This is a genomic window from Acinetobacter johnsonii ANC 3681, assembly GCF_000368805.1.
GTDB classification, from domain to species: domain Bacteria; phylum Pseudomonadota; class Gammaproteobacteria; order Pseudomonadales; family Moraxellaceae; genus Acinetobacter; species Acinetobacter johnsonii.
In genome coordinates, this window is the sequence record NZ_KB849705.1 from 268,359 (window position 1) to 285,877 (window position 17,519).

15 protein-coding genes are annotated in these 17,519 nt (G+C 38.6%); 1 reads left to right on the forward strand and 14 read right to left on the reverse strand.

The window, feature by feature from the left end; all coding sequences use genetic code 11:
• Nucleotides 1-140 precede the first annotated feature (140 nt).
• The 8 genes from F946_RS05550 to F946_RS05585 form a co-directional block, all read right to left on the reverse strand.
• Nucleotides 141-1,169, reverse strand: coding sequence for a YeiH family protein (locus F946_RS05550; RefSeq protein ID WP_004980015.1), 1,029 nt, complete (start codon nt 1,167-1,169; stop codon nt 141-143).
• Nucleotides 1,162-1,488: a Rieske (2Fe-2S) protein gene (locus tag F946_RS05555; RefSeq protein ID WP_004980017.1), complete on the reverse strand. Its 327-nt coding sequence runs from the start codon at nt 1,486-1,488 to the stop codon at nt 1,162-1,164. The genes F946_RS05550 and F946_RS05555 overlap by 8 nt, the downstream gene beginning before the upstream one ends.
• Entirely contained in the window at nt 1,485-2,138 is a 654-nt protein-coding gene (locus tag F946_RS05560; RefSeq protein ID WP_004980018.1) for a DsbA family oxidoreductase, read from the reverse strand. Before F946_RS05560 ends, F946_RS05555 begins: the two co-directional genes overlap by 4 nt.
• Nucleotides 2,138-3,478: an MFS transporter gene (locus tag F946_RS05565; RefSeq protein WP_004980020.1), complete on the reverse strand. Its 1,341-nt coding sequence runs from the start codon at nt 3,476-3,478 to the stop codon at nt 2,138-2,140. Before F946_RS05565 ends, F946_RS05560 begins: the two co-directional genes overlap by 1 nt.
• Nucleotides 3,479-3,627: 149 nt before the next feature.
• On the reverse strand, nt 3,628-4,731 hold the full coding sequence (locus tag F946_RS05570; protein ID WP_004980022.1) for a beta-keto acid cleavage family enzyme: 1,104 nt from the start codon (nt 4,729-4,731) through the stop codon (nt 3,628-3,630).
• 60 nt (nt 4,732-4,791) lie between these two features.
• Nucleotides 4,792-5,640 carry a TauD/TfdA dioxygenase family protein gene (locus F946_RS05575; protein WP_004980025.1) on the reverse strand — a complete coding sequence of 283 codons (849 nt, stop codon included), beginning with the start codon at nt 5,638-5,640 and terminating at the stop codon, nt 4,792-4,794.
• Between the two features lie 24 nt (nt 5,641-5,664).
• Complete coding sequence (locus F946_RS05580; RefSeq protein WP_004980026.1) at nt 5,665-6,651, reverse strand: quinone oxidoreductase family protein; 987 nt, start codon at nt 6,649-6,651, stop codon at nt 5,665-5,667.
• A gap of 529 nt (nt 6,652-7,180) precedes the next feature.
• Nucleotides 7,181-7,768, reverse strand: a complete 588-nt coding sequence (locus F946_RS05585) for a TetR family transcriptional regulator (protein ID WP_004980028.1) — start codon at nt 7,766-7,768, stop codon at nt 7,181-7,183.
• 114 nt (nt 7,769-7,882) lie between these two features.
• On the opposite strand from F946_RS05585, the gene F946_RS05590 reads away from it, so the two are divergent.
• A complete protein-coding gene (locus tag F946_RS05590) occupies nt 7,883-9,373 on the forward strand; it encodes a SmvA family efflux MFS transporter (protein WP_004980029.1) in 1,491 nt (496 codons plus the stop codon).
• Nucleotides 9,374-9,523: 150 nt separating this feature from the next.
• On the opposite strand, the gene F946_RS05595 is transcribed toward F946_RS05590, so the two are convergent.
• From F946_RS05595 to F946_RS05620, 6 genes are all read right to left on the reverse strand, one after another.
• Entirely contained in the window at nt 9,524-9,826 is a 303-nt protein-coding gene (locus F946_RS05595) for a hypothetical protein (RefSeq protein ID WP_004980030.1), read from the reverse strand.
• A 781-nt stretch (nt 9,827-10,607) separates the two neighbouring features.
• On the reverse strand, nt 10,608-11,447 hold the full coding sequence (locus F946_RS05600) for a hypothetical protein (RefSeq protein ID WP_004980031.1): 840 nt from the start codon (nt 11,445-11,447) through the stop codon (nt 10,608-10,610).
• 406 nt (nt 11,448-11,853) lie between these two features.
• Nucleotides 11,854-14,100: a DEAD/DEAH box helicase gene (locus F946_RS05605; protein WP_004980036.1), complete on the reverse strand. Its 2,247-nt coding sequence runs from the start codon at nt 14,098-14,100 to the stop codon at nt 11,854-11,856.
• 62 nt (nt 14,101-14,162) lie between these two features.
• Nucleotides 14,163-15,353, reverse strand: coding sequence for a site-specific integrase (locus F946_RS05610; protein ID WP_004980037.1), 1,191 nt, complete (start codon nt 15,351-15,353; stop codon nt 14,163-14,165).
• Nucleotides 15,354-15,570: 217 nt separating this feature from the next.
• Nucleotides 15,571-16,170 (reverse strand): hypothetical protein, encoded by a 600-nt coding sequence (locus F946_RS05615; RefSeq protein WP_004980038.1) that lies wholly within the window; start codon nt 16,168-16,170, stop codon nt 15,571-15,573.
• A 523-nt stretch (nt 16,171-16,693) separates the two neighbouring features.
• A complete protein-coding gene (locus tag F946_RS05620; RefSeq protein WP_004980039.1) occupies nt 16,694-17,236 on the reverse strand; it encodes a hypothetical protein in 543 nt (180 codons plus the stop codon).
• Nucleotides 17,237-17,519 lie beyond the last annotated feature (283 nt).

Below are 17,519 nucleotides of genomic sequence, written 5' to 3' on the forward strand. Positions count from 1 at the left end.
ATTAAAGCTGATTCATTCTATTTGAATGAATCAGCTTTAATCATTTAAAAGTCCGTGTAATACATAGCATTTTGCCAGTCAGTGCGCTGCAATCACTGACTGGCAAATAACGTACGGAGTAGCTCAATGTTATAACGTCATTAGAACATCCAATGCATCAACAAAAGTACCAAGACCACAAGGAAAATACTCTCTCCCACCATCAATAAGATCGGTTTGATACCCACTGTCGCGAGTTCTTTAAACTGTGTTTTCATACCCAACGCACTGATGGAAATAATCAAACACCAGCGCGACAACTCATTCATACCACCTTGAACCACCACAGGCACCCAGCCTGTACTGTTTACACAGGCCAAAATTAAAAATCCAACAGCAAACCATGGTAATAATGGCGGACGCGGTCCCGTAGACTCTACACCTTGCATGCGTGTAATCATGGCTGCACAAATAATTACAGGCAATAACATCGCTACACGCATTAGTTTTACCACCGTTGCGGTATCGCCAGTTTCAGTCGACATGCTATAGCCCGCACCGACCACCTGAGCAACATCATGAATGGTTGCGCCTAAGAACACCCCTGCTTCGGTTGGTGATAAAGCCAACCATTCTGCAATCATCGGATACACAATCATGGCAATGGTCGACAGCGCCGAAACGCCAATCACCGTAAATAATGTCGCCTTTTCTTTTTGTGGATGGTTCGGTAAAGCAACCGATAAAGCCAGTGCAGCCGAAGCACCACAAATGGCCGTTGCTCCGCCTGTCAGCATACCAAATAGTTTTTGAAAGCCTATTAACTTGGCAACGACAATTGAAACTGAAATCGTGACAATAATTAAGGTAATCACTAGTGCAATAGGCTGCCAACCCAATGCGGTGATTTGCGCTAAAGTAATCCGCATTCCGAGCAGCGCAATACCGATGCGCATTACCGTTCGTGCGGTGAACTCAATGCCTGCTTTACAACGGCCTTCAACCGACAAAAAACTCAGCCCCATACCCAGTAATAAGGCAAACAGCATGACAGGAGCACCATAGTGTTCCGATAAAAAACTTGCCGCTGCCGCTGCCACCAAGCTGATACTAAAACCAGGTGCCAAAGTTTGGACTTTTTGACGAATATTATCTGCATAGCTGAGGCTAAATTGGCTTGAACTATTCATACTGTTCTCCGCTATCTAGCATGATCAACACCTGATCACCAACCTTCTGTACAGGATAAGACGCAACACGGAGTTTCGTGGAATTGAGTAGATAGCCACTGGCCAAGTCAAAACGCAGCCCGTGCGCACAACATTGGATGACTTTTCCTTCTAACTTGCCGCCACATAAGGACGCACCTTGGTGTGGGCAACTGTCATCAATGGCATATAGCTGATGCGCAACGTTAAACAAAGCCAATGTTTTAGCACCAACTTGCAAGAAGCAGCGTTCCCCTAAAGCAGGAACTTTGGCTTGAGGGACTTCAAAATGTGTTGTCATGCTATTTCTCTCCGTTCGACCAGAGCATCAAGCATGGCTTTATAAAGTTCATGCGCAGGACGGGCACCGACCATAGCAAAGCTACGATCAAAAACAAAATACGGCACGCCTTTCCCTCCCGTATCACCATTAAAAAATGGCATATGCGGTTTCTGTAAAAGTGCATCAATCAGCTCTTCAGAAAAACCACAATAAGTGGCAATTTTACGCAACACCTCAGTGTCACTAATATTTTCTGAATGATGAAAATAGGCTGAATATAGCCCTTCGAGCAGTCGATCACTCTGGGCTGCATCACATATTTTGTTTGCATTTGCATAAAAACTATGTGCTTTGGCTGTATTTGGCATACGTGGAATACGGTCAAAGTCGAGATCAATTGAAACCGCTTTAGCCGCCTCACGAACTTGTGATTGGCGCATGCGGACAGCAGTCATACTGCCCAATCTTTGTAAATAAAATGCATTAAAAGGAATGCCATCCACAGGAATATGTGGCAAAAGCTGCACACCCTTCCACTGAAGTTTCACAATGACGTCGGGATGGCTATATCGTAATTTTTCTATTGCGACCTGTAACTGACGTTTCCCGATCATGCACCACGGGCAAATAAAATCAAAAAAAACTTCAATATTGATTTCATGAGTCATCACTTATCATCCGTATCTAATGCTGGGTTGTGTTGAATATTCCGCGGTATTGCCTGCGCATTAAAACGGGCAACATCGCGTACATAATGTTGTTTTGCGTAGAAAAATACCGCCGCAGCTGCAATGCTCATCAGCGGCATGAGTTGAAACGCACTATGTAGTCCAATCAGGTCTGAAACTTTGCCGACCACTAAAGGCCCCAAAGCTAGACCTAGGAAATTGTTGGCTAAGGTTAATGTCGCAAAAGCAGTACTATGAACCGAGTTATGTGTGAGGTTTGCGACCATAGCGCTCGATGGACCATTGGTGCCAAGCGCAATGAACATCCCAAGGCAGATCATCAGTAACTGTGAATTGCCCGCGGGCATTGCAAATGCAATGGATAACAACACACAGCCAATCAAGCAAAATGCGATGGCTAGAGTGACTTTGCGAACGGGGCGATCTCGACCTAAGCGGTCACATAACATACCGCAAAGAATGGTGCCAACCGCACTACTGAGTACGATAAGTGCTGCAATTAAGCCAGCTTTGTCAGTGCTCATACCGTAGTAACGGTTGAGATAACTCGGGAACCAAACGATCACCGTGCCACCCACAAACAACTGCAAACCACTGCCAATATAAGTCGCAATGACTGAGCGACTGGAATAAATAGAACGTAATGGGTTGGTCGATTTATCGTGTTTTTGTTCTGCGCGAAGTTGACGGCAAGTCTTGCCAATTTTTGTTTCTTTCACAATGACTGGATATAAAAAGGCCAAAATCAGCCCAAATACAGCCATGCCTGCAAATGCCCAGCGCCAACCAAAATGCTCGGCCATCACACCACCCAGTGCCATGCCTAGAAATGAACCGAACACGCCACCCGCCATAAAAGCACTGGCTAAAGTGGCACGCATATCGCGTGGGAAAACCGCAACCACGACTGCAATACCGACACTGCCATACGCTGCTTCACCCACGCCGACCATAAAACGAGCCATGAACATTTGTTCATAGTTTTCCGCAACAGCGCAACCTAAAGTGGCTAAACTCCATAGCACGGCCATAAGTGTTAAGCTTTTCACCTTGCCAAATCGGTCTGCCAAAATGGATAAAGGCAACGTCAATAAGCCCACCATTAAAGCCACAATGCCACTGAGTAAACCCAGCTGGCTATCGCTCAGCGTCCACTCACTTTTGATCAAAGGAAAGACCGCATTCAGCACTTGGCGTGACATATAGTCAGAGATGAGCAAGCCAAAAGTTAAAGCAAAAACCAACCACGCATACTTACGTGGTACGTCAATCGATGTATCTAAACCATCTGTAGAACTGGCATATTGATGCGCGCCCATACGACCTCCTTGTGTTTCTTATACGTTCTAATTCTCATTCTTCATAAAAATTGTACTTGATCCGCAGCACAATCATCTTTTTACTCAGTCCGAGTCAACATTCCATTTGACTCGGCTTATGTTCATTTACTTGTTTTAATCGTGACTTATTAACCGACTTTACGATTCATTTCGTATGAATCTTGGTCAGATGCCACTTCATGAATACGTTGCGGAACACCTTTTTGGCCCGCTTTACGGTTCGGTGCCATACCATTGGCCAGTAAGGTTTCTTCAATACTGTTGTACTGCACACCAATGCGGTAAATCTCACGCGCTTCTTTGCCTGAAGCCACTTCACGACCAAGCTCATGGGCAATACGAACGGTTTGCTCAATTTGCTGCACTGAACCAAAACGCTGACCACGGTGATCAATAATCGTATCTTCATTCCCCACACGTGCATGCAAACCCATAGCCATAGACATGGTGTTAAATGGCAGAACATTTTTCAGTAATGACTCTGAGGTTAAGGTGCAGCCATCTGGAACACGGTGAATGAAGTTGAAGAAGTTAAATGGATTCGGGCCATCAAAACCACCACCAATGCCAATCCACGTCAGGTTCAGCGGCCCCATGTATAAGCCTTTACGCACCATACGCTCTAAGGTTTCTAAGCCGTGCATACCGGTTAACTGGAAGTGCGGCTGAATGCCATTTTGAGTTAGACGCTTTAAGTGTTCAGTCAACCATGCAGGTCCCGCAGGTACGGTCATTTCTGCATAGGCTTCTTGAATGGCAGGATGCTCAAGTGACGTACCTTTTAAATACTCTGGGTACAAAAGCTCCATAATATTCATTTGCGTGGTGTTCACTGCAACCGTCACCTGATCAGGTTTTGGGGTCAGTTCTGCCAACATATGACGCGTATCATCACTGAGCCAAAGTGCAGCTTCACCATCGCTTTCAGGTGCAAATGAAATTGAACCACCAACCTGAATAATCATGTCAGGTACCGCTTCACGCACGCCTGCAATTAGCTCATTAAACTTAGACAAACGCTTTGAGCCTTTGCCATCCAGTTCACGTACATGCAAGTGCAGCACGGTTGCACCCGCCTCATAGCACTCCACTGCTTTTTGAATTTGTTCGTCCATCGTGACAGGAATATCTTCTGGAAAATCCTCTGGCATCCACTCTGGGCCATAAGGCGCAACTGTAATAACCACTTTATCCATGTTTTCTGGGTGCAAAGAATCATCAAAGAATTGCATGTGCATCTCCCTTTATATTGTTCAAATTGTGAATTTAATTAAATGTTTTAATGTTCAGACTTAGTAAGTCTGGTCGCCAATAATACCCGCGCGTTCCATTTTACGGTGGCATGCAGGATAGTCCATCACGGCATAATGCTGTGTGCTACGGTTATCCCAAATGGCAATGCTGTTAGGCTTCCAGCGCCAACGAACTTGATACTCTGGAATGGAGGCCTGTGAAATGAGATAGCGTAGTAAATCCGCTGCACCTGGATTGGCATCTTGCCCAAAACGAACGCGCTCTTTGGTGTGGTAGTTGGTAAAATGAGTGGTAAATGCATTCACATACAGGATTTTTTCACCTGTTTCTGGGTGAGTACGTACTACTGGATGCTCGGCATCGGGGAACTGCGCTTTCAAAGCTAAACGCTTTTCAATTGGCATTGCTGCACCGAAGCTGGCTTCGATACTATGACGTGCACGTAAACCATCAATTTTAGCTTTGATCTCTTCGGGTAAGTTTTCATAAGCCAAAATCATATTGGTCCACATGGTGTCTCCACCGACCTGTGGCGCTTCGACACAACGTAATACGCAACCCATTGGGGGAATTTCACGCCAGCTGGCATCGCTATGCCACGCATTTTCATAGCGATCGATCGGACTATCTGGGCTTTTATAAATTTGCACCAAACCTGGGTGGTCTGGGTGACTCCCTACCGCTGGATGGTCTTCCAACTGCCCAAAACGTTCTGCAAATGCTACATGTTCCGCACGGGTTAAATTTTGATCTCGTAAAAACAACACTCGATGCTTAAGCAGATGTGAGCGAATTTCAGTAAATAAATCTTGATCGTGAATCGCATCTGCCAAATTTATGCCGCTGAGCTCTGCGCCAATATTGCAGCTTAATTGTTCAATTTGCATAAGAAATCCTTTCTAATAACAAACTTAAATAACGAAAATAGATGAACCCGTTGTTTTACGTGCCTCTAAATCACGGTGTGCTTGTACGGCATCTTTAAGTTCATAACGTTGATTAATTTCAATTTTGATTCGACCACTTGCGACATGGTCAAACAGCTCATTGGCCAAAGCTTGCTTTTCAGCAGGGTCAGCAATGTAATCTGCTAGCGCTGGGCGGGTGATATAAAGCGAGCCTTTCATAGCAAGCAGCACTGGATTGAAGTCTGGAATCGGCCCTGATGCCGTACCCACGCACACCATTAAACCGCAACGCTTTAACGAATCTAATGACGACATAAAGGTGTCTTTACCTACGCTGTCAAAAACCACATTGACACCAACGCCATGCGTTAATTCGCGCACGCGCTCCGCCACATTTTCATGGCTATAGTTAATGACATGGTCACAACCATAAGCTTTTGCAATCGCCGCTTTTTTGTCAGATGACGTTGTACCAATTACGGTTAAACCCAGTAACTTCGCCCACTGTGAAACGATTAGACCCACACCACCTGCCGCGGCATGCAATAAAATTGTGTCATCCTTTTTAAAATCATAAATACGACGCATGAGATAGGCAGACGTCAAACCACGCATGGTCATTGCAGCCGCAGTTTCACATGAGATACCTTCAGGAAGTTTGATAAGAACATTTGCGTCAATTAATCGTGACGTGCTGTAAGCACCTAAGGTATTTAAAAAGCCGGTATAAGTGACACGGTCGCCCACTTGAAAGTCGGTAACCCCCTCACCTACAGCCTCAATCACACCAGAAGCCTCTACGCCCATACCATTTGGCAGTGGAATTTGGTATGTACCATCACGGAAATAGGTGTCAGCATAATTTAGTCCTACTGCCACATGACGTAGAAGAACTTGCCCTGCGGCTGGCTTTCCTACTTCTATATCTTCGTAGCGCATTACTTCAGGAACACCCGATCCATAGAATCGTATTGCTTTATTCGACGTCATTTTTCTATCCATGCTATATTTTTATTCAGTGATTAATCACACATCAAAACTACAACACTCAATAGAACGACACTTTACATAAGACGACATTCACTTAGCATTTTACGACATCATAATGCAGTTAGACTATCCAAACCGCTTAAAGCCTTCCACATATAAATTATTTAAAATCAATAATTTTCATTATAATCATTATGTATTTAAATACTTATATGGTTACATTTGAAATGAAAGCTTTGTAGAAAAAATTGAGTAACTCATGCTGCACTTTAAAGTATCCAGCAGCTTACCGAATTTGAGCAACGGCAAGTCACCACTGAACGTCCCGTGACTTTTTATTTTCAAACTATCTTAGAGCCCGATACTAAAAATAGAGATACGAATTAGATGATTTAGCAGGTATGACTCTCTCGACAAAGCACGAGGTACATATTCTCCCACGTGCTGGACTAATGTGGATTAAACAAAAGCTCATGGGATACGAAGACTAAATGTCTTAAACAATGAAACATCGCGCTGGAACTTTCTTTTATTGAAACAGTTCCATTTTAAGTACCATTTCAACATGGTGCTTAAAGGAATGCTGATCTAAGCCCTTTAAACCGAGTTGATAGATCCCTTCTAAACCGCAGACAAAAGCAATCAAACGCCATGCAATGTCTTGACTAGAACTTGCTGTAGAAACTTTAAATTCTTGCTGAGTAATTCCCTGCTCAATCGTAGTCACTAAAGAGTTATGCCATTGTTCCATTGTCACGTTATAAGCTTTTTTAATTTCCAGATCTTGATCAATTAAAATCTCAGCCTCATTCCATAAACGTAAATAAGGTTGTGTTTGTTCAATATTTTCAATGCCGAGCAATAAAAATAGGCGTTCAAGGCTACTATTGGTTGTGATTTGATCTTCCACTTGATCGAGCTGATTCATCAACTCAATAAATACTTCAGCTTTTAAGTGTGAGCTTGATTGAAAATGATGATGCACTTGCCCTGTCGAAACTTGGGCTTCAGCGGCAATCCTACGCACAGTCAAACCATTAAGTCCATCTAGTAGTGCCACGCGTTTTGCTGCATCCAAAATCATCGTACGACGCTGTTCACGGTTTAAATAGTTCATTAATTTGCATTCAACAGAGTTTACAAAACAGATCTTAAACAAAGTTGGACACTTGTTCAAGTATGTTTATAATAAGCAAACTTGAACAAGTGTCCAACTTTAATTAGGTGTTTTATGTCTCGCAAATGGGTGATTTTGGCAATCATCGTACTCATTTATTTACCTGTTTCGATTGATGCAACAGTACTCCACGTTGCGATCCCGACATTGAGTTCAACCCTCTCTTTGTCTGCCAGTGAAATGTTATGGGTCATCGATATTTATTCGCTGATTATGGCTGGACTAATTCTGCCAATGGGCGCGTTGGGAGATCGAATTGGCTTTAAACGTCTGATGTTAATTGGCGCAAGTATTTTTGGTGTAGCGTCATTGATGGCGGCCTGTGCAAATTCAGCCTATATGTTGATTGCAGCCAGAGCCTTTTTAGGTGTCGGGGCAGCCATGATTTTACCTGCAACTTTGGCTGGTGTTCGAAACACCTTCTTAGATGAAAAACAGCGAAATTACGCTTTAGGAGTTTGGGGAACCGTTGGCGGTGGTGGTGCTGCTTTTGGTCCGCTTTTAGGTGGCTTTATATTGGAACACTTTTCATGGGGTACGGTATTCCTCATTAATGTTCCTATTATTATTCTTGTACTCATATTGACTTTATGGCTGGTCCCAAAACAAACAGTACAAACCAAACAGCCTTTGAACCTGTTACAAGCACTGATCTTAGTGATCGCTATTTTAATGCTGATCTATTCGATTAAAACCTCGATCTACGCTTTTAGTTTTTGGATAGTGTTGGTTTTTGCTGTTGGATTATGCTTATTGGTAGGCTTCGTTCGGCATCAACTCCGTGCAGTTCAACCGATGATTGACTTTAGCTTGTTTAAGAATCCTGTCATCTCAACCAGTATTGTGATGGCAATGGTCGCCATGATTGCACTGGTAGGTTTTGAATTATTGCTTTCTCAAGAATTACAGTTTGTGTATGGCTATACACCGCTTGAAGCGGGTCTCTTTATTTTACCGTTTATGATTGCTATCAGTATTGGTGGGCCTTTCACCAGTGTTCTGATGAATCATTACGGTTTACGTCCTGTAGCGACAGTAGGCATGTTGATGTGTGCTGTATGTTTCTTTGGTTTAGCCATGACCGATTTTGGTACACATTATATTCAAGCTTGGGTATGGATGGTGTTGATGGGTATCAGTGTTGAAATTGCATTATTGTCTTCTACAGCAGCCATTATGTCTGCAGTTTCCCCTGAAAAAGCAACCGCAGCTGGGGCGATTGAGGGTATGGCTTATGAGCTCGGGGTTGGTTTGGGAGTTGCTATTTTTGGATTATTACTATCATTATTCTATGCACAATCCATTGTTTTACCAGAGACGCTACCTGCAAATATGCTTACTGAAGCAAGCTCTTCAATTGGTGAAGCGATCTCACTGCTTCGACATTTGGACCCAGCGTTGATGCAAGAGCTTAAACAAGCAGCTTCAGACGCTTTTATTCATTCACATAGTAAAGTGCTCACTATTTCAGGTGTGATGTTTTTAATTCTCTCTGTCTTTGTTTGGCGAGCTTTACCAGATAAAGTGAAATCTGCTAATTTATAAATTCTTTATAATATTCAACTACTTATACTAGATAAAACGAGGCTTTATGCGATAAATTGCATAAATCTCCGTTAGTTTTTAACATGAATTTATAACTTGAAAAATTTAAATAATGATGAATAGTCACTGAAATTTTAGACATAAGCTTATTTATAGATCTTCAATTACATTTAGTATTATGACATTTTCAATATTTTTAAGGTCATATTTGATTTTTACTCTTTTTCCAACAGCATATTTTGCAGCATCACCTTTTCTCATGATAACTTTAAATTTATCAGTAATAGTTTCATTTCCATCGATGTTGAAACGCAATTGCATAAAAAATAGCGGTTGATATTGAACTTTAATAAGAGAGTCTAAGTAATAAACAATTTCAGCCTCTGTCTCTTTACCTCCTATAGACCTACAGATCTTATAGTAAATATCTTTTAATAATATTTTCCAGAACACTAATATTACAAGCCCGCCAATTATAAACGAGAAAAAAAATGAGTAACGGATTCACCAAATAAGCCCTCATAGAGACCAAACTTGCCTTAGCCAATCTCTATATTAAAAAGACATTTAGGAAATATGAAATTGATTCAGATGGTCATAAGTCAGAATTAAAACCTTCGAAATGAAATTCAATGACAAGACAACATTATAAGTATGTAAGCTTTCTGATTTTTTTATTGCTTACATAGTGCTTACAAGAAATTAACTATAAAAAAACCACTTAGGATTAATACACCTAAGTGGTTGATATATATGGTGGGCCCACCGTGACTTGAACACGGGACCAACGGATTATGAGGGAAAACAACAGTAGATTTTTTATTATTAAATATCAATATTTTATATTTCTACCCATAACAAAACATCAATAAAATCAATAAGACCGCCCATAAATCACCTAAGTATTTGAAAAATGATTAAATACTAAAACTCTATATCAAGATAACAATTATCATTCATTTCTAAGTATAAGAAAAATAAAGTGTACATCTAACAAAAAAACAGGTGAAAACCGCAAATGTACCGCAACTGCGGCAAGTACCGCAAAAATAGACCGCAGAAATGTAATAAGTTTTTAATAGACCGCAAAGACCTTGATAGCTTTGTGAACAAAGGAACTGACCGCAAGGTTTGAAGTTGGTAAAGGAAATACTGAAAATAGGAAATAAAGATTCCCTACTACTGAAAGTAGGAAATCTATCTGTATTAGCTACGAGCAATTCAATTGCGAGTATTAAAAATCAATCTTTGAATCATCGTAATTAGGAAACTTTCCTTGCAAATCTAGGCCGCTATCATTGCTCAAGAAGTATTGACCATCAGGATCAATTTGAATAAACGTAAACTTATCATCTTCACAAGAAATCTCTATTCCACCTGAAGCACGCACTCCACTCACTGTACCGCAATTCACAGCTCCCTTTGAAAGACTCTTACTAACGATCGTATAACCTTTTGAATTTTTATAAAGACTTAATTGTTTTGAATTATCTGAGAATAAAAGATCTCCATAATTTGAGCTTTCGTCTTTTGTAGATTCAATAACTTTTTCATTCTTTGGTGTTTCTACAACTTTTTCATTTTTTGAAGTCTGATCTTGAGCAGCTTGTTCCTCTTTAATTTGATTAGCTAATGATAAAGTCATTAATGCCTTCAGTTCTGGAGATAATTCAGTAGCCCCATCGAAGATTACTTTTCCATCTTTATCTAAAAACTCGATAGAATCCACCCCTAAAGAACCTTTCATCTTAAGCTTATAGCCAGCTTGGCAATTTGAAGTACTACTTTTTTCATCTTTGATTAAATTAGGATCTGTACAATCAACTACTAGATCTATCTCCTTTAATTCAACTATTAATTTTGAATTTTTTTCTTGTTCCGATTTGGATTTTGTTGGGTCATAATTAAACCCATATACGACCAATCGCCCATCTCTTGATATCACATAAGGTATTAAATCTTTTTTCGCATTTTTTCCATCATTTTGATCGCTAGATTTACCTAAATAAAAGGCCACACAAGCAACAATAATAAGAGCTAAAACTGCTGAAATTATTACAATCGTTTTCTTCATGAATATTCTTCTACGATAAATGAATAAGATGACTATTTTTGAATAGCACAATTATTATACTAAATAACACCCTGTTTTATAATGCTTTTCGATGGAATTTAATTCTATAAAAAGACTTGAATGGCTCCCTAATATTCCCTATTAGGCTCAGCTAAAATCAATGAATCATCTATAGCTAGTTAATAGTACACCCCACTAAATTTTCCAAAAAAAAGAAAACTCCCCCTCTAGAAGTTACAACTAACCCATGCTGCGTAACACAGTCCATGATTCTGCCTCACTAGTGAAGTTTTCCCCCATCACAATTCTATAGTGATAAGAACTTCCCATTTTTTCAGATTGAGTCATAAAAGAAACCACGAAAGCTGAGAAAATGGGAATTGTGAGCACGTTATGGGCGAGCAATTTATGCTGCAAAAATCTTTTCTATACTGACTTCCAGGGGTTTCTTTTTGCCAGTGTAACTATCGTACTTATCCTTACCTAATGTAAAAACACTCTTTTTTTGCACGGAATCTGTCTGCCAATACTTAAGAGAAATATATTCATATCCACCTACAGCAATACCATGAAACTCTAGATAACGTCGTTCAGGCTTATTTCTGTTCTTATCCTGTACCTCAAAATAATTGGACAAATAATTCAGTGCCTTACTTTCGGCAATTTCATACTTATCAGTTTCATCATTGTATTTCATCCCTTTTATCAAATATTGTTTGATAATACTTTGCATCGGGATATGTGTGCACTTATGCACTTTTTTGATAGTACTTTGCAAAAGTGAAGCGGCTTGTGCTCCTTTTAATCGATACTTACCAGAAAAACACTTGTCCGACTTTCGTGTATAAAAGTTTTGCACCAAAGTTTGAATAAATACATTACCTGCGTAAGCATCACCAGCAACGATAACTCGTCTTGTGTCTCTAGCTTGCAAAATCGCCTTTATATCATGCAAATTAGAAATATGCTGAGCCAAGTAAATAGTATCCTCAACAACTGTCACCATTTGGTCAGGGTATTGAGGAGATTCACATAAAACGGCTGATTCTAAATAGTCTTCCGTATTGGATTTTTCCTTAATGAACTTATCTGAGATGTCTTTAAGCGTACTGATATCAGCGTTATGAAATGTTCTAAAGTGATTTAGAAAAAAAGCTAACCCTTCATCAATACTCTCATCATATGCCTTTTGATCACTCTCTTTTTCATCATCACAAAACTCCTTGATATAAGGTGGAGTTACTGTCATCGTATCAATCACGAATTTTAGAATACAATTCGGTAAAAAATCCCGAATCCTTTTTGCGAAGTAACTATAATTAGAATAGCAGTATGCAGCATCCATTCGGTACAAAGTAGCAACCAAACTCGCGATATTCTGTTCAGCTTTGCCTCGATAGGCCGTAAATAATTTACAGCCAATAAAATCATTAAAGCTCTCATTCAGTTTCTTGATTTTGTCATAAATACTTTGCTTTTCCTTGTTCTCTATTTGACCAAGGAAATCAAGTGAAAAGTCATGCATCAAAGCTGACATTGATTCGGCAACTTTTGAAACACGTAGAATATAATTTTGCATTCTTTTTAAGTGCTTACTATGACATTTCTTGATATCAATTGCTGCATTATTCATTTCTGTATGCAGTAACAATTCACAGGGTACATTAGCTGTGCGCAATCTCCCTAAAAATTGTACTAGTTCTTCGACATGCGCTTGTTTACCTATAATACAAACACTATCCATTTCAAAGTCAGGATTATTGAGGTTTACAGCTTCATCCATAATTGATGTTGTGAATACAATATCAATACCAGCAGGAATTTTCTGATTTTCAAAGATATCACTGATCTCTTGGTTATTTTTGCTCTTGCTATGGACTACTAAGCATTTACAGCCGTGCTTCGTTGAAAAATAGCGTTTTGCTCGTTCACATTTCTCTCGTGAATTAATTCTGACCAAAATCGTTTTAGGTTTAATAGGTCCACAAAAGTCTTTATTGTGCTTTCTGACCTGCAAGATTTTCTTTTCCAGAAATGCAATATGGCTATAGTGATCTCCATTCTTTAAATACCTTACCGAAATATGGCGTTGGATAGCTTTTGTACGTTCAATCTGCACGATATGATCAAGATGAATATTCAGTGGTGCAAACAACTCATCTGTAAAAGTCGCTGTTAATAATAAAATATTTGGTATTTCTCGTTTCTGTAATGAAAAAATAATCGGGTTAATGGCTTCATCACGGAAGCTGCCGATTGAATAGGCCTTATGACATTCATCAAGTACTACAAGAGTTTTATCTTTGTGCTGTTGACTCATTAATTTATAAATTTTTTCAAATTTATCGTATGTCGCTACGATGACACCCTTGTGGGTACGAATCGATTCATCAGGGTTCTGATTGGCAAAGAAAAATTGGTATAGCTTTTTGTTAGATGAGTCGCTGTATTCGTTCTGAAGTTCAGCGACTTTCGCTTGAGTAGGTACCACCATTAAAACCATGTCAAACTGTCGATGTAAATCCTCCATTGTAAAAGTTGTTTTACCAACTCCTGTAGGTGCAATAATTAAAGTCGTTTGATTGGCCGCAATCTGAAGTTTGATATCTGATAAATATTGATCATTTTGAAGTAAAAGTTGATTTTTTTGCATGACAAAGTCCTAGGCATATGCAAATACATATGCCTTTTTAGAAAGTGTTGAATTAGATAGTGTTAGATTGTTGAGTCTGGACGAGCACTATTAATGCGATTGGCTAGGAGTTCAGAAGCATTACGCAATGTATCCTGCCGTAAGTGAGCATAGCGTTGTGTTGTGATCGGTGAGGCATGACCCAATAAATGTTGTATAACATAGATATCACATCCATTGTTAACCGCCATACTTGCAAAGTTATGGCGTAAATCATGAATCCGAAATTCCTGAATATCTGCTGCATCCAAAATCTTTTGGAAAGTTTTACGAATGTCGTTATAAGACAAACCTGTTTGTGGATTGGCAAATACATATTCATATTTTCGTGGCATTCTGCGAATAATCCGCTGAGCTTCTGTATTCAGTTGAATCACGCGGGGTCTGCCAGATTTATTCTCATTCAGCTTCCAGATCCAATTGCTTTGATCAAGTTCAGTCCATTTGAGATGAAGAACCTCACTCTTGCGTGCACCAGTCAATAAAAGCATTTCGACAATTCCTATGATGATGTGATTCTGAATTCCATACTTATTAGCATTTGCGAGAACAAGCATTAGGCGTTTGAGTTCCTCCTCACTTAAATAACGCTCAATCTGATTTTTCTCGACATATTTTTTGACACGCATCATGGGATTTTGATCAATCAATTCGCGCTCAACTGCCATCTTTAAGATTGAGCTCATGAGTGCACGTGTCCGATTGACTGTTGCATTTTTGCAGCCACTTTCCTTAACCTGTGTTAGAGCATCAGTAAGCATTGCCGATGTCACTTGGTCAATTTTGACTGCACCTAAAATCGATAGAAGATGATTCATAAATCTTGACTGATCATCTTTCCAAGACTTTTTATTCTGTTTTGCATATGGTAAATAGTACTTTTCAAAGAACTCATGAAATGTAGGTAATGCAGCCTTCTTTTGCATTTCTAGAAAAGGATTGATACCTTTTGAAAGCTGCGCTTGATAACGCTGTGCTAACAGAATAGCCTCATCTATTGAAAGATCAGGATGTTTACCAAGTACTTTAGATTCCTTTTTCCCTTTAAAAACGTACCTTAAGAAATAGGTTAAACTCTGCCTGGATTTAACTAGTTTCAGCCCTTTTGCTTCAGGAATAGATAATTCAACTTTTGACTTTCCTTCAGGAATGGAAATTTCATTAGGGTTTAGCAAAGCATAGTTCGGGGTAACTAGCCGATGGTGTGTTTTCATGTCTGCTCCATAAAATTTTGGGCGCAAAAAACCTTTTCAAATATAAAATTTATTTGAAATTAAATAGGATTTATGCGATTGAGTATTTCAAGAAATATAATATTTACCTGAAATTAATTTAAGATCAGGGTTTAATTTAAGAATATAGTCTTGATATAAATTCAAATTTCTATGGGTGCATGCTGGCCATAGATTAAGTGATTTAGATCATTAGTAATTAATCATCTAATGAAGATATTTCATTTAATGTAGTTAAAATAATATCTTCATCATCTTCTTTCGGGGTTTTAGCAGTAACTACTCTAAGAGCATAATATCCAATCGTTTTTCCTTGCTTATCTAATACATAAAAACCTAAATCAGAGTACTTGTTCTTTTCTAATTTTTTAGAAAAAACTAAAAGCACTGTATTAATTTCTAGAGTAGAGAAAATATCATGCAGATAGTCCATACAATCTGAATTCTGCCAATCATTAATTTGCTCAAAATTTCTCCACAATCCATTTTTTTTCGAATAGTAATATCCCATATCGAAGTTATAAGCCTCTGAAAATATTTTCATCTGAAAAGCAAAATTTTTATTAAGTTCATCCAAACTATATTTTTCAGGATCGAACAATATTCCTCTAGGTTGGCTTATTTCATCTACTTCAGAAATAGTAAAAATTTTATATGCTCCAATTGGGGTTTTTTCTGGATCTGTATATCCATCAACTCCATAAATAAAGCTTTTAGCTAAACATCCGTTAAAATCTAGTAATTGTTCCATATTAGAATCAGTAAATTTTGTTCGATTTGTACTACCATAATTAAGCATTTTTAGGCTCCAATTTATTTCGAAGAATTCAGGTTTCTGTAAGGATGAGGCAGAGCTTACTTAATTTATTTTCAAATTAAAAGGCGAATAAAATTTAATCAAAATGGGGGGTGTTGACTTTTATATATAAATGATTTTTAAAGATTATTTTTTTAAAACATAGCTTAAGCAAGGACATCTAGGAGAAAATAATTTAAACCTATTTGGCCCAGGAGTTTTAGTGAAAAATTTAAAAGTGAAGTAACAGATCAACAGAATTCTTGAAATATCTAAAAACAATAAGAGTAAAAAATAATCACTTTTATTAGAATTAATAATTATAAAGAGCAGTTCAATTGTTTTTTTAATTTATTTTTTATCTTTTTATGTGAATTCATTCGGACTAGTAGACCCTGAAAAACTCTATAAGGGAAAAGCATTAAACCTTACCCACCCTTAAAAAAGCAAAAAATAACCGTAAAGCCCAAAAGCTTTACGGTTCATTTTGCGGTACTAGTTGTGGTCTTACATTTTATAACTAAGATTATGAGTTTTCTGCCGTATGGTTTTCTTTTAATTGATCGATATATTTAGCAATCCAGTCTAGACGTTCTTCAGTAAACTTCCATTCATCAGGAATCACTTCTGTTGATCCCCAACCGTGTGCTCTTTTAGTCCACACATGATTTTCATAAAGAATAGTATCTCCTCTATTATTTGCGGTTGCTTTTAATCTAGCGGCTATTTGCTCTGGAGTAGCTAAGTAAATTCTTGGCATATCAGTTAAATCAGTGCCTTTAAACTGGACTAAACAAAAAATAGTTCGAGTAGAGTGCTTTGCTGACCATGCGTCTACTGCTGCATGATAGTTTGCTTCTTTAAGAAATGATTGTGTTAATCCCCAACTGCCATCTTTACTTCCCTTTACAGAGATTTTTAAAGAATTTTCATACTTTTTATTATCGATTAATAAATCATATTCTGGTTGATTAGCTCCATATTGAACAGACACATCCCATCCACAACGGGCAAATTGGGCAGCCGCTATTGCTTCTGCTGCTGTTGCTACATGCCAAGAATTAATCATCAATTTCCCCTAGATTTTTTAAAGTTAAAACATATTAGCTGCATCTTTATAAGTATCCTAAAAAGCAAATTTTACAGATAACTAAAAAAGTATTCATTATGATAAATAGATATTAATCCATAAATTAATCAATAAAAAATACCGTAAAGTTTTTAGGCTTTACGGTTCATTTGCAATACTAGCTTTGATCAATAGTCACTAGGCAGTAATATCGTGGTCACTGATCGATCAGCTTCAGTAATGATCCAGATTTTATCATTGGAGAATGTAGCTCGACATGATA